Genomic DNA, 19,736 nt, shown 5'->3' on the forward strand with positions numbered 1-19,736 from the left:
CTTGACCATATAACACCCAAGCAATCCGGGTCGTGGTCTGCCATGAGAAACGACAGTCAGGAACAGCACAGAGATTACAAGCCAGTCAGCTATCACTTTTCCCCTCTTTCGCCGTGTGGACTCAATCCCGCACAGCAACCGAATTGCTTGACGACCATAGAGCATTGGAATCATCGTCAAGCATCAAATAAAAACCCCGATCTGGAAACAGATCGGGGTTTTTTCTTGGACGGCGTTCGACGCGCATCGCTGAGCAGGGGGAGCACCCCGGGAGGGGTTGGGCCCATCGTCTCTGCCCCGGCAGCGGGGTTGCGGTATAATCCGGAACTATCGCAGTGCCACCAGGAGGCAGGCAGATGAGTCAGGATCGTGTCATCATTTTCGACACCACGTTGCGTGATGGTGAGCAGAGCCCCGGAGCATCCATGACCCGGGAGGAGAAACTGCGCATCGCCAAGGCTCTCGAGAAGCTGCGCGTGGACGTCATAGAAGCCGGCTTCGCGATTGCCAGCCCCGGTGACTTCGAGGCGGTTAAAAGCATTGCCGATGCCATCAAGGACAGCACTGTCTGCAGTCTTGCCCGTGCTGTGGATGCGGATATCGACCGCGCAGCGGAAGCATTGGCCAACGCCAGCTCCGGTCGCATCCACACCTTCATAGCAACCAGCCCCATCCATATGGAATACAAGCTGCGGTTGCAGCCCGATCAGGTGATCGAACAGGCTGTCCAGGCGATAAAGCGCGCCCGCAACCTGTGCGGTGATGTGGAGTTCTCCTGCGAAGATGGCGGCCGCTCCAACATCGATTTTCTCTGCCGCATCATAGAAAAGGCCATCGATGCCGGCGCACGGACCATCAATATTCCCGATACCGTGGGTTATGCCATCCCCCATCAGTTTGCCGACACCATCCGGCAGATCATCGAGCGGGTGCCCAACGCCGACAAGGCAATATTTTCGGTCCACTGCCACAACGACCTCGGGCTGGCGGTGGCCAACTCGCTGGCGGCGGTATCGGCGGGCGCCAGGCAGGTCGAGTGCACTATCAATGGGTTAGGCGAGCGTGCCGGCAATGCCTCGCTGGAAGAGATCGTGATGGCACTCAAGACCCGGCAGGACGTCTTTCAGCTGCAGACCGGCATCGTCACCGAGCACATCCTCAGCACCTCCAGGCTGGTATCCAGCATTACCGGCTTTCCGGTCCAGCCGAACAAGGCCATTGTCGGTGCCAACGCCTTCGCCCACGAATCCGGTATCCATCAGGACGGCGTGCTGAAGCACCGCGAGACCTACGAGATCATGAGCGCCGAATCCGTGGGCTGGCACGCCAACAAGCTGTCGCTGGGGAAGCTGTCCGGACGCAATGCCTTCCGTACCCGGCTGCAGGAGCTGGGGATCGACCTGGCCGATCAGAATGAATTGAATGCAGCCTTTGCCCGTTTCAAGGAACTGGCGGACAAGAAGCAGGAAATCTTCGATGAGGACCTGCAGGCGCTTGTTTCCGACAGTGTGACCGATGTACCGGAGCGCATGCGGTTGACCTTTCTGGATGTCACCAGCCGCACCGGTCAGATTCCGGAAGCGAAGATCAGTGTGGAAGTCGATGGGATCGAGCAGCACGCGACAGCGACGGGCTCAGGCCCCGTCGATGCGACGTTCCGTGCGCTGGAAGAAATTGCCCGATCGGGTGCCAATCTGCAGCTGTACTCGGTCAATGCCATAACCGAAGGGACTGACTCCCAGGGAGAGGTGACCGTACGGCTGGAGAAGGCAGGCCGGATTCTCAATGGCAATGGTGCCGATACCGATATCGTGATTGCCTCCGCCAAAGCCTATATCAACGCGCTGAACCTGATGCACGCCGGCGTGCTTCGGGCGCATCCCCAGGTTGAAGGTATCTGATGCTGGAATCAACGCGACTGGAATACCTGGCGGCTATGGGTGTGGTCGGCTGGGTGCCACGGGAGCCGCTGGCCCTGGCCGCGTTCCGCATGCCGCCCGATATGCCGGAGGCGGAGCCGGAGACTGAGGAAATCGTCTCGCCGCAACCGCGGCAACCGGCACCAGCAGCTGTCGCTCCCCCCGCGCCGCAGACTGCTTCCGGTAACCGGCCGCAGACCGCTGTAGCGCGGATCAGGGCCAGTATCAGCGCCCGGAATGACGGGCCCTCACGGCCTGCGCCGGTGGCCCCGGCAGGGGAGACCGCTTCGACCGCCCCTGTAGGGACGGACGAGCCTCGGGAGCCGATCAGTCCCTTCTATCTGCAACTGTGGCTGGCTGGGCCCTGTGCCTTGCTTGTGGAAGCGCATGAGCCCGGCCTGGAGAGCGCCTCCCCAGAGCTCGCTCTGCTCAACGATATCCTCAGGGCGGTAGAACTGCCCCCGGTCTCGAGACCCTTGGCGGACTTTCAATGGCCGCTGAATCGCAATCCCCAGCTGGACCGCAGTGCTCCGGCTGCCAGTCTCGCTCTGAACGTTTTCATGCAGGGTCGGCTCGAGGGTCGGCAGGTAGTCTCCATAGGGTGTTTCGGCCGTTCCCCTCAGCTGCTGGCGGGGCCGGAGCAGGCAGCGGGACAGGGGATCCCCGAGGGCGAGCAGGTGCTGGAAGGGCTGGCACCGGTCTGGTTCGCCCCGGGACTCGGTGAACTCATGGCCCAGCCGCAACGCAAGGCGCCCCTCTGGAAGCAACTGCAACGCATCATGCGCCGTTGGCAGGCGGAGCAATGAGCGAGCCGCAATTCCGCCCGATGGGCGAGGCCGATGTGGATTCTGTGCTCCGGATCGAGTTTGCCGCCTTCAGCCACCCCTGGACGCGGGGCATCTTTCTTGACTGCGTTAAATCCGGTTATGAGTGCTGGCTGATGTTTCTCGGCGATCAGCAGGTAGGGCATGGGGTACTTTCCGCTGCGGGGGACGAGTGCCATCTGCTCAACCTGACGGTAAAACCGGAAAGCCAGTCCAACGGGCTGGGTGGCAAGCTGCTCGAGCATCTGCTGCGGCGCGGCCGTGAACGAGGGGCGGAAACCGTTTTTCTGGAGGTGCGCGAATCCAACCGGGCTGCCATTCACCTCTATGAGCGGACCGGGTTCAATGAAATAGGACGCCGGCGTGGCTACTATCCGGCGGTGGGCGGCCGCGAGGATGCGTTGGTAATGGCCTGCACCCTGTTTGACTGACCTTCTGCCTTGATGCCCATGACCGCTCGATACTGGGCCATCTTCGGTTTGCTGCTCACCAGCCTGGCCTGGGCTGGCAACGCGCTGATTGCCCGGGCTGCAACCGGGGTGCTGCCACCGGTCGGCCTGTCCTTCTGGCGTTGGAGTCTGGCACTTTTTTTACTGCTGCCCTTCACTGCGAAAGGAGTGTGGCAGCATCGGCGAGTACTGCTGGGCAACTGGAAACAGATCATCGTTCTTTCCGCTCTGAGCATCAGCTCCTATAACACCCTCCTGTATCAGGCGGCGCAGACCACTACAGCGATAAACCTGACACTGGTCGGCACCGGTCTGCCGGTGGCGGCATTCTTCTGGTCAGTGCTGCTGTTGCGCCAATGGCCGAGCGGTGCAGCGGTGACAGGCGCCCTGCTGGGCCTCGCCGGACTACTGCTGGTGCTTTCGGGCGGCGCGGTCGGCCGATTGCTGCAGCTGAGCTTCAACCGCGGCGACATCCTCATGCTGCTCGCCGTGCTTTCCTGGGGACTGTATTCGGTCCTGCTGCAGCGGTGGTCGCTGCCCGTTCCCGGACTGGTACTGATGGCGGCGCTGCTGCTCTGTGGTGTGCCGCTGCTGCTGCCGATATTCCTGTGGGAGCAGGCTCGGCTTGGACCGATGCCTGCCACCGCGCATGCGGCAGGTGCGATAGTCTATACCGCCGTGTTTGCCTCACTGCTGGCTTATGTGGCCTGGAATCACGGTGTTCGGGTGCTGGGGCCGGCAACCGCGTCGCTGTTCAGTTATCTGGTGCCGGTATTTACCGCCTTGCTGGGCGTGCTGCTGTTGCAGGAGCCGCTGCAATGGTATCACCTGGCTGGAGGGCTTCTGACCTTTCTGGGACTGATCGTGGCGACGCGCTGGCGTCGGGGGGGCCGCTAGGGGAGCGGGGCAGGGAACGGTACAAACAAAAAGGGCCTGGCCGAAGCCAAGCCCTTGAAAGGTTGGTGGCTACACCTGGACTTGAACCAGGGACCCCAGCATTATGAATGCTGTGCTCTAACCAACTGAGCTATGTAGCCATCCGAGGCGCGCATTATTCCCATCCGCGGGAAAGTTGTCAAGGGGTTATCCGTTCAATTGGTAAAAATTTCAATCGCTTAGCCGGTTCCGCGCAATCACAGCAGTGATTCGATGGGTAGCAGGGACAGCAGCCACACGCCGCTGCGCTTGAGCAGTCCGGTATGGGGTTCGTGGTCATGCCGGATCTGCCGGCCGTCATGATCTTCCAGCCAGTAGAGACGTCCGTCCTGGTCGAGGCGGACCTCATAGGCATTGGCAGGGACGGTCGTATCGAAGGCCTGATGGATTCGCTGGGCCAGGGCCGGGCTGTCAATGACAAAGCCCAGTTCCGTGTTCAGGTTGGCCGAGCGGGGGTCGAAATTGAAGGAGCCGACAAAGACACGCTTTCCATCGATGGAAAAGGTCTTGGCATGCAGGCTGGAGCCCGAGCTGCCGAAGGGGCCGGCGCTTTCGTTGCGCTCCAGGTGAGGAGACAGGCGACGCATCTCATACAGCTCTATGCCCGCGCGCAACAGGTTCTTGCGCCGCTTGGCGTAGCCTGAATGCACGGCGGCAACATCGGTGGCACCCAGCGAATTGGTCAGGATGCGCACGCGGATGCCTCGCTCAGCCAGCGCGGCAAACGCCTCCACGCCCGCGGCGGTTGGTACGAAGTAGGGCGAGATGAGCACAACTTCATCGCTGGGCTGCTCCAGAATGTGTGACAACTGGCGAGTCAACAGTCCGTCGGGCCCGGCCTGGCCGAGCGCCTTGGCCGGGTCATCGGTGACCATGCGCGTTCTGGCCCATTCCAGCGGCAGCTGCCCGTTGAGCAGTTGGCGGATAAAATCCGAGCGCGAAACAGCGGCCACGTATTCGGCTGCGTCGGCATTTCTTTCCACCAGTGCGGCGTTGCGGGTCAGCCTGTCCAGGGTGCGGGGTGATACCGCCGGCAGAATCTGTTCGACCGGGTAGGCCGAGCCGCTGGCCCAGTAGCGGTCGAAATCTGCGGATACTTCCCCGACTACCGGCCCGACCGACAGCACGTCCAGATCCACGAACAGCACACCCTCCGTTGCGCCGAAATATTCATCACCCACATTGCGGCCGCCGATGATGCTGGCCTGGCTGTCCGCGGTGAAGGACTTGTTGTGCATGCGTCTGTTGAGCCGGGACAAGTCGGTGAGAAACCCCAGCCATTTCGGCGAGCGAAGGACGAAGGGGTTGAACAGCCGGACTTCGATCAACGGATGCTGTGCCAGCGCGGCCAGCTCGGTATCCAGCCCCACCGTGCCGTTATCGTCGAGCAACAGCCGGACACGCACGCCCCGGTCCGCTGCCGTATGCAGTTCTTCCAGCAGCAGGGTGCCAGTCATGTCTCCGTGCCAGATGTAGTACTGAACGTCCAGCGTGCGTTCCGCCGCGCGCGCCAGCAGCACGCGCGCGGCGAAGGCGTCATGCGGGTTGGACAGGGGGTGGATACCGCTCTTGCCCGGGTGCTCGGCCGCCAGCGGAGCAATTGCCTGACCGAGACGCGTCGCCTCTGCCTCCTCAGCACTGAGCGCGAAAGACGGCCGGAGGTTCTGAGGGGGGAGGCTGCAACCGGTCAGCATGGCCACTCCGAGGAGCGCCAGGAGCCATGACCGTTTGGACAATGCGGTAAAGCCGTAGAAAAGCATGCTGCCATATTTTCCGGGAAAGTATCGGGCCGGGTTCAGCGGAGCAGCATACCACTCGATCGGCTGGCGGTTGCAGTGTAGATGAGGGCGGTAAGCGGGTTGGATCGTTGGAGTGGTCGCCAGGTCGGTATGGTCGAGATGGAACTCGATCTTCCACCGCGCTGGGGGAGCTCGGCATTGCAGGCTTCCATGGCCGAGGAGGCTCGGCCATGGCGCGGGCGGGGGGTTACACGTTGAAGCGGAAGTGCATCACGTCACCGTCCTTGACGATATATTCCTTGCCTTCCAGGCGCCATTTGCCCGCTTCCTTGGCGCCGGCTTCGCCGTTGTACTGGATGAAGTCGTCGTAGTTGACCACCTCGGCACGGATAAAGCCCTTCTCGAAGTCGGTGTGGATCACACCGGCCGCCTGGGGCGCGGTGGCGCCGACCCTGACGGTCCAGGCACGTACTTCCTTCACGCCAGCAGTGAAGTAGGTCTGCAGGTTCAGCAGCTCATAGCCGGCGCGAATCACCCGGTTCAGACCCGGCTCGTCCATGCCCATGGTTTCGAGGAACATCAGCTTCTCTTCCTCGTCGTCCAGCTCGGCGATCTCCGCCTCGATCTTGTTGCATACCGGCACCACCATGGCGCCTTCCGCGTCAGCGATCTCGCGGACAATGTCCAGATAGGGGTTGTTCTCGAAGCCGTCCTCGGCGACGTTGGCGATGTACATGACCGGCTTGCTGGTCAGCAGGTGGAAGCCCTTGATCAGCTTCTTCTCCTCATCGCCCAGGTCCTTGAGCAGCGTGCGCGCGGGCTTGCCTTCGGTGAAGTGGGGGATGAGCTTCTCCAGCAGGGCCTTCTGCGCCACTGCTTCCTTGTCCCCGCCCTTGGCGTTACGCGCCACGCGCTGCAGTTGTTTCTCGCAGCTGTCCAGGTCGGCGAAGATCAGTTCCAGATCGATGATCTCGATGTCGCGCTTGGGATCGACGCTGTTGGAGACGTGAATGACATTGTCATCGTCGAAGCAGCGCACCACGTGGGCGATCGCGTCGGTCTCGCGGATATTGGCCAGGAACTTGTTGCCAAGCCCCTCGCCCTTGGAGGCGCCCTCCACCAGACCGGCGATGTCGACGAACTCCATGGTGGTCGGCAACACCCGCTCGGGTTTGACGATGGCAGCCAGGGCGTCCAGGCGCGGGTCGGGCATGGGTACGATGCCGCTGTTCGGTTCGATGGTGCAGAACGGGAAGTTCTCCGCGCCGATACCGGCCTTGGTCAAGGCGTTGAACAGGGTGGATTTGCCGACGTTGGGCAGTCCGACGATACCGCAATTGAATCCCATACTGGTGTCCTCTGCCGCGGCTGCGGCGAAAATGAATCAGGCCTTGAAGCTGTGCAGGCGCTGCATGACGCGGGTCCAGTCGCCGGCGAGCATGCCGGGGACCTCGCGGAGCGCCTCATCGATGCAGGCGTCCAGCGCCTGCTGCTCGTCCTTCGGTGCGCGACCGAGAACGTAGCCTGTGACCTGCGAGGCATGGCCGGGGTGGCCGATGCCCAGCCGCAGGCGATGAAATCCGTTGTTGTTGCCCAGACTGGCGATGGTGTCGCGCAGTCCGTTGTGCCCGCCATGTCCGCCACCCTTCTTGCATTTCACCACACCGGGGGGCAGGTCGAGCTCGTCGTGAGCGACCAGGATTTCCTCGGGGGTGATGCGGTAGAAGCCCGCCATGGCGGCAATGGCCTGGCCGCTGCGGTTCATGAAGGTAGTGGGGATGAGCAGACGAAGGTCCTGACCGTTGAGAGTGAGACGACCGGTCAGGCCGAAAAACTGTTTTTCCTGGCGCAGTGCCAGGTTGTGCACCTCGGCGAGGCGCTCAACGAAAAGGGCGCCCGCGTTGTGCCGGGTCATGTCATATTCCGGGCCCGGATTACCGAGACCGACGATCAACCTGATACCCTGCGTCACAACGGGCGCCCTCTATCACTCAGCGGGGATTATTCCGCTGATTCTTCACCGCTTTCTGCGGCGTCGTCTTCATCGGCGGCAGCAGCAGTGCGCTGAGCCATGATGGTCACTACCGGCAGGTTGTGGTCGTCACCCAGAGCGAGGCTCGGGATGGTCAGACCCTCAGGCAGCTTCAGGTCGGCCAGGTGCAGTGCCTCGCCCACCTTCAAGTCCTTCAGGTCGACTTCGATGAAGTCGGGCAGATCCTTGGGCAGACAGCTGACTTCAACTTCAGGCAGGTTGCGGAATACCATGCCGCCTTCCTGCTTGACGCCTACACAGATATCTTCGTTGGCGAAGTGCAGGGGTACCTGAACGGTAACCTTCTGACCGGCAACGATGCGCTGGAAGTCGGCGTGCAGTACGCGCGGCTTGGCCGGGTGGCGCTGCAGAGCCTTGACCAGAACTTCCTCTACCTTGCCATCGATGGACAGGCCGATGATGGAGGAGTAGAAAGCTTCGTTTTCCAGCGCCTTGTTCAGCTCGCGGGCGGCGATGGAAATGCTCTGCGGCTCCTTGTTGCCACCGTAAACGATAGCCGGAACCAGATCAGCGTTACGACGCAGGCGGCGGCTCGCACCTTTCCCCAGGTCCTCACGCACATTCGCATTCAAAGTGAAGTCGACCATTGATAGTCTCCTTGCTGAGCGTCCGGGTACTTGCGACCAGCACGTCGGACGATTGATAAAACCCGGCGAGATTGCCGGGCTGTTTGTACCAGCGCCCGTTCCTAGCGGAACATGGCGCTGATGGATTCTTCATTGCTGATGCGGCGCATCGCCTCGGCGATGATCGGCGCCATGTCCAGCTGACGGATGCGCGGACATTCGTCAGCGGCGGCGGTCAGCGGGATGGTGTTGGTCACCACCAGCTCATCAAGCACCGAGTTGTTGACATTCTCGATGGCTTTGCCCGACAGGATCGGGTGCGTGCAGTAGGCGGAAACGCGCTGGGCGCCGTATTCCTTCAGGGCACGGGCCGCTGCACACAGGGTGCCGGCGGTGTCGACCATGTCGTCGACCAGGATGCAGTTGCGGCCTTCCACATCACCGATGATGTGCATGACCTCTGACTGGTTGGGCTTGGGGCGACGCTTGTCGATGATCGCCAGATCGACACCGAGGCTCTTGGCCACGGCACGGGCGCGGACCACGCCGCCGATATCCGGGGATACGATCAGCAGATCTTCCAGACGCTGTGCCTGAATGTCATCGATCAGTACCGGCGAACCGTAGATATTGTCGACCGGGATGTCGAAGAAGCCCTGGATCTGGTCAGCGTGCAGGTCTACGGTGAGGACCCGATCGACGCCGACCACGTCCAGCATGTCGGCCACTACCTTGGCACTGATCGGCACCCGCGCCGAGCGCGGGCGGCGGTCCTGACGGGCGTAACCGAAGTAGGGGATGACTGCCGTGATGCGCGAGGCGGAGGAGCGACGCAGGGCGTCGGTCATGACCACCAGTTCCATCAGGTTGTCGTTGGTCGGGGCGCAGGTCGGCTGGATGACGAAGACATCCTTGCCGCGAACGTTCTCGTTCAGTTCAACGCTCACTTCGCCGTCGCTGAAGCGACTGACCAGGGCATCGCCAAGTGGAATATGCAATTGACGCACGACGCGCCGTGCCAGATCGGGGTTTGCATTCCCGGTGAAGACCATCATCTTGGACACGCTACATTACCTTCTGGGTAGTGGGTCTATTGCGATGAGTCAGTGAGAGAGCCGGGCGAACAAAAGACGCCTGGCCGGTCGAGCCGGACTCAAGATGTCATTGATTATTGCTGCCGGAAAAAATGGCAGGGGCGGCTGGATTCGAACCAACGCATGGCAGGATCAAAACCTGCTGCCTTACCGCTTGGCTACGCCCCTGTAACTGTCCGGATGCTTAAGGGTTGCATCCTTTTTGCGTCGCTTTGTTGAGTAAAGCATGTAACGGTGAGACGTTACACCCCTTGGCAACAAAGGCTTGCAGAGTGGCTGGCAACCGGGCGCGAACTTTATCAGCTTCGCGTTCGTTTGGGAAGGCCCCAAACAAGCAACTGCCAGTTCCGGTCATCTTAGCTTCACAAAATTTGTTTAGCAAGATCAACGTGTTACGAATTTCAGGGTAACGCGCTGTGACAACCGGCAGGCAATCGTTCCGACCGCCGTGCTCTCGAAAGGCCGCTAATGTAATAGGCGGGGTGTCGCGAGTCAACCTCTGATCGGAAAATATTTCCGCTGTGCTCACTTCGCATGGCGGAACCACGACCAGGTACCAGGGTTCATCCACTTCAACCGGGGTGAGCTGCTCGCCCACGCCTTCGGCCCAGGCCGCCCGTCCGCGCACGAACACCGGTACGTCGGCCCCGAGCTCCAGGCCGAGCGCTGCCAACTGATCCTCGGCCAGCCCCGCCTGCCACAGGTGATTGAGGCCGACCAGGGTGGTGGCGGCGTCCGAGCTGCCTCCGCCGATTCCTCCACCCATGGGCAGACGCTTGTCCAGTCGGATGTCGGCACCGCAGGTCGTATTGCTGGCCTGCTGCAATCGGCGGGCGGCACGCATGATCAGGTTGTTTTCAATGGCGACGCCCGGCAGCTCGGTAAGCAGCCGCAGCTGGCCGTCATCCCGGGGCGTGAAGTGCAGGGTGTCACCATGGTCGAGGAACTGGAACAGGGTCTGCAGCAGATGGTAGCCGTCGTCGCGGCGACCGGTAATATGCAGGAACAGGTTCAGTTTGGCCGGTGCCGGCAGGCTCAGGGTGGGGGCAGTCATTCTGTATTACGAGGTTCCCAGCGGGTGATGACCAGGGTCAACAGCATGTCGTGACCGGAAAGCTGAAGACGCTGCGGCAGGGTGACACCGTCAACCTGCTGGTAGCGGCTGTATTCGACTGTCCAGCCGGACTGGGCCAGCCGCGCAAGCTGGCTGTCCGGATTGAGCTGCAGGCGGCTCGGGCTGTCCGGGGCGGGCAGGCCGCGGACCCACCAGAGCAGATGCTCCACCGGCAACCGCCAGCCGATCTGCTCTTCCAGCAGCGCCTCGGCGGAGGGGGCGCTCATGCTCGGTTGTCCGGCGATATCCAGGGTAATGCCCCGGTTGCTGCCCTGAATGCGGGTGGCGCCACGCCCAAGTGGGCCGGACAGCCGTATGTCGTAATAGTCCTGCTGCTGCAGCCAGAACACCGTGCCGCTTCCGGACTCGCCCGGCGCCTTGACCCCCAGCTTGCCCTGCAGGATCCAGTTCTCCAGCGGTGCGACCGTCTGGCGGTGGGCCTGCCAGGCCGCTGCATCACCTCCGAACTCCAGGGTTTCACGTTGATGCAGGTTGCTGCAGGCGCTCATAACCAGCGCGACTGTCAGCAGGAGCAAGGTGCGCAGATATGACATGGATCAGTCGCCCTTCAGTCGTTTGCGGGTGGCGTCGATAAGTGTGCTGTCCTCGGCCTGTTCTGCAGCCTCGTCCCAGATCCGGCGAGCTTCGCGGTGCTTGCCCTGCTGCCAGAGTACTTCACCCAGGTGGGCGGCCACTTCTGCATCGGGAAAGGCGGCATAGGCGCGGCGCAACAGTTCCTCGGCCAGCTTCAGGTCGCCCAGCCGGTAGTGCACCCAGCCGAGACTGTCGAGGATGGCCGGGTCCTCAGGTTTCAGACGATGGGCCTGCTCAATCAATTGCAGTGCCTCGTCGAGTCGCTCGTTGCGGTCGGCAAGGGTGTAGCCCAGGGCATTCAGGGCCATGGCGTTTTCCGGTTCGCGCTGCAGGATCGAGCGCAGGTCCGCTTCAAGCCCGGCGGGATCACCCAGGCGCTCGGCGAGGATGGCGCGGGTATAGAGAAGGTTGGTGTTCTGTTCGAACTGGGTCAGTGCGTCGTTCGCGCGCTGCATCGCGAGCGCTGCGTCTGTCGGCATCAGCGTCTCGATCTCCACGAGATAAAGCTCCAGTGCGCGCTGGGGCTGGCGGTTGCGCTCATCGCGCATGAAAGCGGTCAGCTCATCGAATCGCTTCTCACTGACCAGCGCACGGCTGATGCGCAGCCGGGAGGGCAGATATTCATCACCCGCGCTGATGCCCTGCCAGACGGCAATGGCCTCGTTGATACGCCCGGCCTGTTCCAGGGCCTGGCCCAGGTGCAGGGCGGCGCTGGCGTTGTCCGGATCCTGCTCCAGCATCAGTTCAAGCCCGGCAATGGCGGCCTCGGTCTCGCCGGCTTCCATCTCGATCAGCGCCAGAGCCAGCTGGATCTCTTCGTCGTCGGGGTTCTGTCGTACCAGTTCGCGGAAATGCTCGATGGCTCCCTGATAATCCTCGTCATTGACCAGCATCCGCGCCAGCAGCAGGCGCAGACGGTGGTCCTGCGGGAACTCCGCGACACCCTCGCGCAGCAGCGCCAGCGCCTGTTCGGTCTCCCCACGGCCCGCATACAGGCGGCTCTGCAGCATCACCGATGCCGTGCTGCGGTTCTGCCGGGTATGCTTCTCGAGCAATGCCAGGGCTTCGTCGCTGCGCTGTTCTTCCTGCAGCAGCAGGGCGGCGGCGAAGCTCAGCTGCGGGTTACCCGGGTGCTGGTCCAGCAGCCCCAGAAGATTGTCCAGCAGGCCCTGGCGGGTCTCGCTGTCGGCCTGCAGCGCGGCCAGCGCCAGCAGGTCGAAATGGGTATCATCATCCAGCTGCAGCACCTGCTGCATTATCTGCATGGCGTGGTCATGCTGGCCGGCACGGGCCAGCTGCAGGGCGGCAGCGCGCAGAGCATCGGGGTCCTGTGGGGCCACTTCCACCCAGAGCAGCGACATGTCCAGGGCCTGCTGCCGGGCCCCGAGGAACTCCGAGATTTCCATGGCCCGCTCGATGACGCCGGCATCGCGGGTTGCTACCGCCTGTTCCAGATAATTGTTGAGGGCGATATCAAAACGGTTGCGCTGCCCGGCGATCTCCGCCGTCAGCAGGGCATAGAGCGTTTCGGCCGGAAACTGTCCATGGACGACCGGCACGTCAGTGGCCGACTCGGTGGGCGGGGCCTCGTGTGTCGGCGCCGTGTCGGGGGCCGGGCCCCGTGCTGCGCAGGCGCTCAGCAGCACGCCGAATGCCAGGGCCAGGGTCAGGGAAGTGCGTGTAACCGTCATGGATGATCTCGTTGAGCCGCCGTCTGCAGCCATCGCCAGCAGATGATGATACAGGATGAGTGGCAAAGACTCAGCGCGCAAGTGCGAGCCTGGCAGGGCGACAGTTTTAGTACCCTTGGGAAGCCGGGAATTGATCGGCGCCCGTTTAAATAGGACAATTACCTGTTTTCAACCCGGGAATGCCGGGCTTTAATCATTGAGGTGTCATGGGCTTTCTCGCAGTCGGGATCAATCACAAGACCGCTTCCGTGGATGTTCGCGAGCGTGTCGCCTTCGCGCCCGACCAACTGGCCGATGCGCTGCAGCAGTTGCGTGATGAGACCGCTTCTCCGGAAGTGGCGATCCTGTCCACCTGCAATCGCACGGAAATCTACTGCACGCAGGATCAGCTGAATCCGCGGCGTCTGATCGAGTGGGTGGCGCGTTACCACGGGCTCGACCCCCAGGCGGTCGCCAGTTGCAGTTATGTGCATCAGGATGCCGGTGCCGTCAGCCACATGATGCGGGTTGCCGCCGGGCTGGACTCCATGATCCTGGGTGAGCCACAGATCCTCGGCCAGATGAAGGACGCCTGGCAGTACGCGCGTACTGCAGGCACGCTGGGTCCGCGGCTGGATCGGCTGTTCCAGAGCACCTTCAATACCGCCAAGCAGGTGCGCACCGATACCGCCATCGGCTCCAACCCGGTTTCCGTCGCCTTTGCCGCGGTCAGCCTGGCCCGGCAGATCTTCTCCGACCTGAGCGCCAGCACGGCACTGCTGATCGGTGCGGGCGAGACCATTGCCCTGGTCGCCCGCCATCTCAACGAGCAGGGCGTCAGCAAACTCATCGTGGCCAACCGCACATTGGAGCGCGCCGAAGAAGTGAGCGCACCGCTGGGTGGACGCGCCATCACACTCAATCAGATCCCCGATGTGCTCCATGAGTGCGAGATTGTCATCGCCTCTACTGCCAGCCCCTTGCCGATCCTCGGCAAGGGTGCGGTCGAGCGCGCACTGAGGGCCCGCCGCCACAATCCGATGTTCATGGTGGATATCGCCGTGCCCCGGGATATCGAGCCGGAAGTGGGCAAGCTGCCTGATGTCTATCTGTACAGCGTCGATGACCTGCATGAGGTCATCGAGGAGAACATGCGTTCGCGCCAGGACGCCGCCGAGGCAGCGGAGCGGCTGATTGAGCTGGGTACAGACGAGTTCATGCAACGCATGCGCGCGCGGGCGGCGGTGGATGTGCTCAAGCGCTATCGCCAGCGCGCCCAGGAGCAGCGCGACCAGGAGCTGGAAAAGGCGCTGGCCAGGCTGGAGCGGGGCGGCGAGCCGGCCGCGGTGATGGCGGAGATGGCCCGCGCGCTGACCAACAAGCTGTTGCACGAACCGAGCGTTCAACTCAAGCGCATGAGCGCCGAGGGGCGCAGCGAGTCGCTGTCGCTGGCCATGGAACTGTTCGGACTGGATGACGACACCACTGCACAGGGCAAATCATGAAAGCGTCACTGCTACAACGTCTCGATACCCTGCGTGACCGCTTCGAGGAGCTCTCGGCGTTGCTCAGTGATGCCGAAGTCATCAGCGACCAGAATCGCTTCCGCGCCTATTCCAAGGAATACGCCGAGCTCGAGCCCACCGTGAAGTGCTACGGGCAGTGGCGCAAGACGCAGGATGATCTGGAAGAGGCGCGCAGCCTGCTCAAGGACAGCGACCCGGACATCCGCGCCATGGCCGAGGATGACGCAGCGCTGTGCGCCAGTGCTCTGGCGGAGCTGGAAAGCGAGCTGAATCTGCTGCTGCTGCCAAAGGATCCGGACGACGAGCGCAACGTGTTTCTGGAGATCCGCGCCGGTACCGGTGGGGATGAGGCCGCGATCTTTGCCGGCAACCTGTTCCGCATGTATTCGCGCTACGCCGAACGGCGCGGCTGGCGCATCGAGGTGCTGTCGGAGAACCCCGGCGAACATGGTGGCTACAAGGAAATCATCGCCCGGGTCGAAGGGCAGGGTGTCTATGCTCATCTGAAGTTCGAGTCCGGTGCACATCGGGTGCAGCGCGTCCCGGAAACCGAATCCCAGGGCCGGATCCATACCTCGGCCTGCACCGTGGCGATCATGCCCGAGCCGGACGAGCAGGCGGTGGTGGAGATCAACCCTGCTGATCTGCGGGTGGATACCTTCCGCTCCTCCGGCGCCGGTGGTCAGCACGTGAACAAGACCGATTCAGCCATCCGCCTCACTCACCTGCCCAGCGGTATCGTCGTGGAGTGTCAGGAAGAGCGTTCCCAGCACAAGAACCGCGCCAAGGCCATGGCTCTGCTACAGGCGCGGCTGGCCAACCAGCAGCGCGAGGCGCACGAGAAGGCCATCTCCGATACCCGGCGCTCGCTGGTGGGGTCGGGGGACCGTTCCGAGCGTATCCGCACCTACAACTTTCCCCAGGGCCGGGTCACCGACCATCGCATCAACCTGACGCTGTACAGTCTGGACCATGTCATCGAAGGCGAGCTGGATGCCATCGTCGAGCCGCTGCGCCGGGAGTATCAGGCCGATCAACTGGCGGCACTGGACTCCTGAATGGGCGCCAGCATCGCGCAATTGCTGGCGGCAGCCTCGCTACCGGACTCGGACACCCCGGGGCTGGACGCCGAGTTGCTGCTGGCCCATGTGCTGGGCAAACCGCGCAGTTACCTGCGGACCTGGCCGGAGCGCGAGCCCACGGCCGAGCAGCGGGACCGGTTCGAGCAATTGCTGGCGCGCCGATGTAAGGGGGAGCCCATTGCCTACCTGCTGGGCAATCAGGGCTTTTGGTCGCTGGAGCTGCAGGTCAGCCCCGACACGCTGATCCCTCGTCCCGACACCGAACGGCTGGTGGAAGTCGCGCTGGAAGTGGGCCCGCCGGGGCCCGCTCGGGTGCTCGACCTGGGCACCGGCACCGGGGCGATCGCGCTGGCGCTGGCCGCCGAACGCAGTGCCTGGCAGCTGACCGGTGTGGATCGCATGGCCGGCGCCGTCGAACTGGCCGAGCACAATCGCCACCGGCTGGCGCTGGGCAATGCCCGGTTCCTGGCCAGCGACTGGTTCAGCGCGCTGGCGGACCAGCGCTTCGAACTGATCGTATCCAACCCCCCCTATATCGCCGAAGACGATCATCACCTGAGACAGGGCGACGTGCGTTTCGAGCCGGCCAGCGCGCTGGTGAGCGGCCGCGATGGGCTGGATGACATCCGTGTCATCATCGACGCCGCACCGGCGTATCTCGAGGCGGACGGCTGGCTGCTGCTGGAGCACGGCTGGCAGCAGGCCGGTGCGGTACGTGACCTGCTGCTCGGGCGGGGTTTCATCGGGGTGCAGTCATGGCTCGATCTGAGTGGTCACCAACGGGTAAGTGGAGGGCGCTGGCATGAATGATCAGCAACTGTTGCGACACAGCCGGCATATTTTGCTCGAGCAGATCGATGTCGACGGACTGCAGCGGCTGCTCGACAGCACCGTGTTGATTGTCGGCATGGGCGGGCTGGGCAGTCCCGCGGCAATGTACCTGGCGGCAGCGGGCGTCGGCCGGCTGCTGCTGGCAGACGATGACCATGTCGAACTGAGCAATCTCCAGCGGCAGATTCTCCACGCGACCGCCGATATCGGACGACAGAAGACCGCCTCCGCTGCGGACCGGCTTGCGTCTATCAACCCGGATGTACAGATTTCCCGGCTTGATCATCGGCTGCTCGGTGAGCAGTTGCACGAGGCCGTCGCCCAGGCCGACCTGGTGCTCGACTGCACCGACAACTTCACTACCCGGCAGGCGCTGAATGCTGCCTGCGTCGCGTTGCGCAAACCGCTGGTGTCGGGGGCGGCGATACGCCTGCAGGGGCAGGTGAGCGTATTCGACCTGCGCGATGCGGAGAGCCCGTGCTACGAGTGCCTGTACGGCGATGGCCAAGGCAATGACGAGACCCTGAGCTGCGCCGAGGCGGGGGTCATCGGGCCGCTGGTGGGTATCGTCGGCAGTGTTCAGGCCCTTGAGGCGATGAAACTGCTGGTCGGCTTCGGTCGACCGCTGGTGGGCCGGCTGCTGCTGATCGACGCCATGCAGGCGGGTTTCCGCGAGCTGCGTGTCAGGCGGGACCCGGACTGCGGCTGCTGCGGAGCGGGCCATGGCGCGGCCTGATGCGCCTGTCGGCGTGTTCGACTCCGGGGTCGGCGGCTTGTCGGTACTGGGTGAGATTGACCGGTTGCTGCCAGCCGAATCGCTGCTCTACGTGGCGGACAGCGGATTCGTTCCCTACGGGGAAAAGCCGCCCGAACTGATCGTCGAGCGCAGCCGGCGGATCGCCGAGTTCCTGCTGGATCGGGGTGCCAAGGCGCTGGTGGTTGCCTGCAACACGGCCACCGCGGCGGCCATTGGCGATCTGCGTTCGCGCTACAGCGTACCGATCATCGGTATGGAGCCGGCAGTCAAACCGGCGACGGGGGCCACACGCAGCGGCGTGGTGGGCGTGCTGGCCACCACCGGCACCCTGCGCAGCGCCCGTTTTGCCGCGCTGCTTGACCGCTTCGCCGGTTCGGTGGAGTTCATTACCCAGCCCTGTCCGGGGCTGGTCGAGTGCGTCGAGCGTGGTGATCTGGACGGGGCAGAGCTCACAGCGCTGCTGCGCGACTATACCCGGCCCCTTCTTGAGGCAGGGTGCGACACGCTGATCCTCGGCTGTACCCATTATCCCTTTCTCAGACCCGCTTTGACGCGGCTGCTGCCTGCCGATGTCAGGCTGGTGGATACCGGCGCGGCAGTGGCGCGGCAGGTGCGGACCAGACTGGCGGAATCCGGGCTGCTGGGGGACGGCCCGGCTCGCCCGGCACAGTTCTGGAGCAGTGGAGATATCCAGCGGTTGCGAGCGGTGTTGCCGGTCCTCTGGAGCGAGCCGGATCCGGCCGTGGCCGTTTTGCCTTTTTAGCCGGTCGCAGTGGAACCAGTAAGCGGTGCGTGACTCAAACCCGTACACCTCTGGTAAGGAAACGACAAGATGAAGAGAGCTGTTCTCGCACTATCCACTCTGCTTGTTATGCCTGCTGCGCTGGCGCTGGACGGCATCACGGTCCAGATCGGCGAGTCCTCGGAAAATACCACCACCTACCGGCTGGGCGCCCAGTTCGAGTTCGGCCGCACGCTGTGGCAGAGCGACGGTGGCGGCGTGAAGCTGGATGGCTACTGGGATGCCGGGGTTACCCGCTGGAGCAGCCTGGACGCCACCAGTCTGACGATTACGCCCATGTTCCGCCTGAGCTTCGGCACCAGCGACGCCGGCGTGACCCCCTTCCTCGAAGGCGGAATCGGCGCGGCCTATTTCACCGAGACGGATCTGGACGATCAGGACCTGGGCAGCAAGTTCCAGTTCGAAGACCGTCTGGGGGCGGGCCTTGCCTTTTCCGGTGGATCCGAAGTGGGGGTGCGCTATTACCACTACTCCAACGCCAGCATCAAGCAGCCTAACGACGGGATCGACATGGCGGCTGTCTATTATCGGCTGGCTTTCTGAGGCGATGGTGGCGGGGCGCGCTTTGCGCGCCTATCGCGCCGAGGTCGACGCCCCTGCAGGCGCAGGTTTACCCGCGCTACTGCCCAAGTAATGCCTGGGCCGCCTGACGCCCGCTCAACCAGGCATTTTCCACCCGCCCGCCCAGGCACCAATCCCCGCATACGTACAGACTTAATCTCGGCGCCGCCAGTGCTCCCCATTTCAACTGTTCCGCTGGCCGCGCCTGCGACCAGAAAAACGCTGTGGTTGCGACCGGCTGGGGTAGGCTCAGGCCGGTCACACGCGACATTGCCAACGCCAGCTCGCTTATCACCTGTTCCTGGCTGGCGCCAGCGTGTTGCTCCGCCCAGCTGGCTGTGGACTGCAGCACCCATCGCTCGCCGGCGGCCCGCTGCGGTTTGCTGCTGTCACGGCACAGCCAGTCCAGCGGGCCGCTGCGCACAAAGCAGGCGTCCACCGGCGTGGTCAGCGGCTGGGCGAACTGCAGATCCACGGCCCAGCACGGGCGCATGCGAACCCGTGCCACGTCCTGCTGCAGTTGCGGCGCCACGCTCAGCAGCTCGGTTGCCGCAGCGGGCGGAGTAGCGATGATCACCGCGCTGAAAGGGCCGTATTCCGCTCCTTCCCCGCTGTGGAGGAACCACTGATCATCCGTCGTTCTGCGCAGCGAGACGATGTCCGCATGCTGTAACGGCAAGCCTTGAACCAGGTGCCCGGCCAGCGCATTCATGCGCGGCACCGCCACCAGACGCTGGACATCATCGGCGGAGGGGCGCAGCCCGTGTTCGTCGTCGTAGCGGTACAGATCCGCGGGCCATTCCGCCACCCAGCCGCGTTCTTGCCACTCCCGGCTGGCCAGGCGGAACGCGGGATGGCGGGCAGTGAAATACTGGGCACCCAGGTCGACGTGACCCGCGCCACCCAGACGTCCGCCGACCGGAAGGTCGGCTGAAAAAAGGGTGGCCGGCAGATCCGACTCGACCAGGGTCATTGCCGCACTGATACCGGCCAGACCGGCGCCGATCACGGCGACTTGCGCAACTGTGTCCTGCATATTCTGTCCTTGCCCGGGAGCGCGGGGAACGCGCGGTTCGGCCAAGCATTACCGAATCATGCCGGCACTGCAACTGCGGCCCGCCGCCGTCAATAGCCACCGCCTATCAGCGCCTTTGGCGGCAAAAGCACGGCGGGCGGGGTACAATCTGCGGCATCGTTTACATGATGAGTCCTATGGGAG

The 19,736-nt window shown here is 63.3% G+C and carries 19 protein-coding genes and 2 tRNA genes; 10 read left to right on the forward strand and 11 right to left on the reverse strand.

Annotation, left to right across the window (positions count from 1 at the left end; translation table 11 throughout):
- The first annotated feature begins 356 nt into the window (after positions 1 to 356).
- The 4 genes from IEW63_RS00005 to IEW63_RS00020 are packed head-to-tail and all read left to right on the forward strand — an operon-like array spanning position 357 to position 4,089.
- Positions 357 to 1,901, forward strand: coding sequence for a 2-isopropylmalate synthase (locus IEW63_RS00005; protein WP_188634569.1), 1,545 nt, complete (start codon positions 357 to 359; stop codon positions 1,899 to 1,901).
- Complete coding sequence (locus tag IEW63_RS00010; protein WP_188634570.1) at positions 1,901 to 2,725, forward strand: hypothetical protein; 825 nt, start codon at positions 1,901 to 1,903, stop codon at positions 2,723 to 2,725. The genes IEW63_RS00005 and IEW63_RS00010 overlap by 1 nt, the downstream gene beginning before the upstream one ends.
- Positions 2,722 to 3,174, forward strand: a complete 453-nt coding sequence (gene rimI, locus IEW63_RS00015) for a ribosomal protein S18-alanine N-acetyltransferase (RefSeq protein WP_188634571.1) — start codon at positions 2,722 to 2,724, stop codon at positions 3,172 to 3,174. Before IEW63_RS00010 ends, rimI begins: the two co-directional genes overlap by 4 nt.
- An 18-nt stretch (positions 3,175 to 3,192) precedes the next feature.
- Positions 3,193 to 4,089 carry a DMT family transporter gene (locus IEW63_RS00020; RefSeq protein WP_188634572.1) on the forward strand — a complete coding sequence of 299 codons (897 nt, stop codon included), beginning with the start codon at positions 3,193 to 3,195 and terminating at the stop codon, positions 4,087 to 4,089.
- Between the two features lie 63 nt (positions 4,090 to 4,152).
- On the opposite strand, the gene IEW63_RS00025 is transcribed toward IEW63_RS00020, so the two are convergent.
- The 10 genes from IEW63_RS00025 to IEW63_RS00070 all read right to left on the reverse strand — a co-directional run bounded on the left by IEW63_RS00025 (position 4,153) and on the right by IEW63_RS00070 (position 12,979).
- Positions 4,153 to 4,229 (reverse strand) — tRNA-Met (locus tag IEW63_RS00025).
- 96 nt (positions 4,230 to 4,325) lie between these two features.
- Positions 4,326 to 5,822 carry a phospholipase D family protein gene (locus tag IEW63_RS00030; protein ID WP_188634573.1) on the reverse strand — a complete coding sequence of 499 codons (1,497 nt, stop codon included), beginning with the start codon at positions 5,820 to 5,822 and terminating at the stop codon, positions 4,326 to 4,328.
- Positions 5,823 to 6,114: 292 nt separating this feature from the next.
- Positions 6,115 to 7,215 carry a redox-regulated ATPase YchF gene (gene ychF / locus IEW63_RS00035; RefSeq protein ID WP_188634574.1) on the reverse strand — a complete coding sequence of 367 codons (1,101 nt, stop codon included), beginning with the start codon at positions 7,213 to 7,215 and terminating at the stop codon, positions 6,115 to 6,117.
- Positions 7,216 to 7,251: 36 nt separating this feature from the next.
- Positions 7,252 to 7,782: an aminoacyl-tRNA hydrolase gene (gene pth / locus IEW63_RS00040; protein ID WP_229710222.1), complete on the reverse strand. Its 531-nt coding sequence runs from the start codon at positions 7,780 to 7,782 to the stop codon at positions 7,252 to 7,254.
- An 86-nt stretch (positions 7,783 to 7,868) separates the two neighbouring features.
- Positions 7,869 to 8,507, reverse strand: coding sequence for a 50S ribosomal protein L25/general stress protein Ctc (locus tag IEW63_RS00045; protein ID WP_188634575.1), 639 nt, complete (start codon positions 8,505 to 8,507; stop codon positions 7,869 to 7,871).
- Between the two features lie 101 nt (positions 8,508 to 8,608).
- Positions 8,609 to 9,550, reverse strand: a complete 942-nt coding sequence (locus IEW63_RS00050; protein WP_188634576.1) for a ribose-phosphate pyrophosphokinase — start codon at positions 9,548 to 9,550, stop codon at positions 8,609 to 8,611.
- 123 nt (positions 9,551 to 9,673) lie between these two features.
- Positions 9,674 to 9,748, reverse strand: a tRNA-Gln gene (locus IEW63_RS00055).
- 16 nt (positions 9,749 to 9,764) lie between these two features.
- Positions 9,765 to 10,634, reverse strand: coding sequence for a 4-(cytidine 5'-diphospho)-2-C-methyl-D-erythritol kinase (gene ispE / locus IEW63_RS00060; protein WP_188634577.1), 870 nt, complete (start codon positions 10,632 to 10,634; stop codon positions 9,765 to 9,767).
- Positions 10,631 to 11,248: a lipoprotein insertase outer membrane protein LolB gene (gene lolB / locus IEW63_RS00065; protein WP_188634578.1), complete on the reverse strand. Its 618-nt coding sequence runs from the start codon at positions 11,246 to 11,248 to the stop codon at positions 10,631 to 10,633. Before lolB ends, ispE begins: the two co-directional genes overlap by 4 nt.
- A gap of 3 nt (positions 11,249 to 11,251) precedes the next feature.
- Complete coding sequence (locus tag IEW63_RS00070; protein WP_188634579.1) at positions 11,252 to 12,979, reverse strand: tetratricopeptide repeat protein; 1,728 nt, start codon at positions 12,977 to 12,979, stop codon at positions 11,252 to 11,254.
- A 206-nt stretch (positions 12,980 to 13,185) separates the two neighbouring features.
- Between IEW63_RS00070 and hemA the strand changes: the two genes are divergently transcribed.
- The 6 genes from hemA to IEW63_RS00100 all read left to right on the forward strand — a co-directional run bounded on the left by hemA (position 13,186) and on the right by IEW63_RS00100 (position 18,499).
- On the forward strand, positions 13,186 to 14,463 hold the full coding sequence (gene hemA / locus IEW63_RS00075; RefSeq protein ID WP_188634580.1) for a glutamyl-tRNA reductase: 1,278 nt from the start codon (positions 13,186 to 13,188) through the stop codon (positions 14,461 to 14,463).
- A complete protein-coding gene (prfA, locus tag IEW63_RS00080; RefSeq protein WP_188634581.1) occupies positions 14,460 to 15,542 on the forward strand; it encodes a peptide chain release factor 1 in 1,083 nt (360 codons plus the stop codon). Before hemA ends, prfA begins: the two co-directional genes overlap by 4 nt.
- On the forward strand, positions 15,543 to 16,376 hold the full coding sequence (gene prmC / locus IEW63_RS00085; protein ID WP_188634582.1) for a peptide chain release factor N(5)-glutamine methyltransferase: 834 nt from the start codon (positions 15,543 to 15,545) through the stop codon (positions 16,374 to 16,376).
- Positions 16,369 to 17,133, forward strand: a complete 765-nt coding sequence (locus IEW63_RS00090; protein ID WP_188634583.1) for a HesA/MoeB/ThiF family protein — start codon at positions 16,369 to 16,371, stop codon at positions 17,131 to 17,133. The genes prmC and IEW63_RS00090 overlap by 8 nt, the downstream gene beginning before the upstream one ends.
- Positions 17,120 to 17,917 (forward strand): glutamate racemase, encoded by a 798-nt coding sequence (murI, locus tag IEW63_RS00095; protein WP_188634584.1) that lies wholly within the window; start codon positions 17,120 to 17,122, stop codon positions 17,915 to 17,917. Before IEW63_RS00090 ends, murI begins: the two co-directional genes overlap by 14 nt.
- Before the next feature lie 69 nt (positions 17,918 to 17,986).
- Positions 17,987 to 18,499, forward strand: a complete 513-nt coding sequence (locus IEW63_RS00100; RefSeq protein WP_188634585.1) for an acyloxyacyl hydrolase — start codon at positions 17,987 to 17,989, stop codon at positions 18,497 to 18,499.
- A gap of 76 nt (positions 18,500 to 18,575) precedes the next feature.
- On the opposite strand, the gene IEW63_RS00105 is transcribed toward IEW63_RS00100, so the two are convergent.
- Positions 18,576 to 19,553 (reverse strand): NAD(P)/FAD-dependent oxidoreductase, encoded by a 978-nt coding sequence (locus IEW63_RS00105; RefSeq protein WP_188634586.1) that lies wholly within the window; start codon positions 19,551 to 19,553, stop codon positions 18,576 to 18,578.
- Positions 19,554 to 19,736 lie beyond the last annotated feature (183 nt).

The sequence above is a fragment of the Halopseudomonas pertucinogena genome (assembly GCF_014646575.1).
Taxonomy (GTDB): Bacteria; Pseudomonadota; Gammaproteobacteria; order Pseudomonadales; family Pseudomonadaceae; genus Halopseudomonas; species Halopseudomonas pertucinogena.

Excerpts from the sequence above, each read along its gene's own strand:
- IEW63_RS00005 (WP_188634569.1), top strand. The coding sequence starts at position 357 with ATGAGTCAGGATCGTGTCATCATTTTCGACACCACGTTGCGTGATGGT.
- IEW63_RS00010 (WP_188634570.1), top strand. The coding sequence starts at position 1,901 with ATGCTGGAATCAACGCGACTGGAATACCTGGCGGCTATGGGTGTGGTC.
- rimI (WP_188634571.1), top strand. The coding sequence starts at position 2,722 with ATGAGCGAGCCGCAATTCCGCCCGATGGGCGAGGCCGATGTGGATTCT.
- IEW63_RS00020 (WP_188634572.1), top strand. The coding sequence starts at position 3,193 with ATGACCGCTCGATACTGGGCCATCTTCGGTTTGCTGCTCACCAGCCTG.
- IEW63_RS00030 (WP_188634573.1), bottom strand. The coding sequence starts at position 5,822 with ATGCTGACCGGTTGCAGCCTCCCCCCTCAGAACCTCCGGCCGTCTTTC.
- ychF (WP_188634574.1), bottom strand. The coding sequence starts at position 7,215 with ATGGGATTCAATTGCGGTATCGTCGGACTGCCCAACGTCGGCAAATCC.
- pth (WP_229710222.1), bottom strand. The coding sequence starts at position 7,782 with ATGACCCGGCACAACGCGGGCGCCCTTTTCGTTGAGCGCCTCGCCGAG.
- IEW63_RS00045 (WP_188634575.1), bottom strand. The coding sequence starts at position 8,507 with ATGGTCGACTTCACTTTGAATGCGAATGTGCGTGAGGACCTGGGGAAA.
- ispE (WP_188634577.1), bottom strand. The coding sequence starts at position 10,634 with ATGACTGCCCCCACCCTGAGCCTGCCGGCACCGGCCAAACTGAACCTG.
- lolB (WP_188634578.1), bottom strand. The coding sequence starts at position 11,248 with ATGTCATATCTGCGCACCTTGCTCCTGCTGACAGTCGCGCTGGTTATG.
- IEW63_RS00070 (WP_188634579.1), bottom strand. The coding sequence starts at position 12,979 with ATGACGGTTACACGCACTTCCCTGACCCTGGCCCTGGCATTCGGCGTG.
- hemA (WP_188634580.1), top strand. The coding sequence starts at position 13,186 with ATGGGCTTTCTCGCAGTCGGGATCAATCACAAGACCGCTTCCGTGGAT.
- prfA (WP_188634581.1), top strand. The coding sequence starts at position 14,460 with ATGAAAGCGTCACTGCTACAACGTCTCGATACCCTGCGTGACCGCTTC.
- prmC (WP_188634582.1), top strand. The coding sequence starts at position 15,543 with ATGGGCGCCAGCATCGCGCAATTGCTGGCGGCAGCCTCGCTACCGGAC.
- IEW63_RS00090 (WP_188634583.1), top strand. The coding sequence starts at position 16,369 with ATGAATGATCAGCAACTGTTGCGACACAGCCGGCATATTTTGCTCGAG.
- murI (WP_188634584.1), top strand. The coding sequence starts at position 17,120 with ATGGCGCGGCCTGATGCGCCTGTCGGCGTGTTCGACTCCGGGGTCGGC.
- IEW63_RS00100 (WP_188634585.1), top strand. The coding sequence starts at position 17,987 with ATGAAGAGAGCTGTTCTCGCACTATCCACTCTGCTTGTTATGCCTGCT.
- IEW63_RS00105 (WP_188634586.1), bottom strand. The coding sequence starts at position 19,553 with ATGCAGGACACAGTTGCGCAAGTCGCCGTGATCGGCGCCGGTCTGGCC.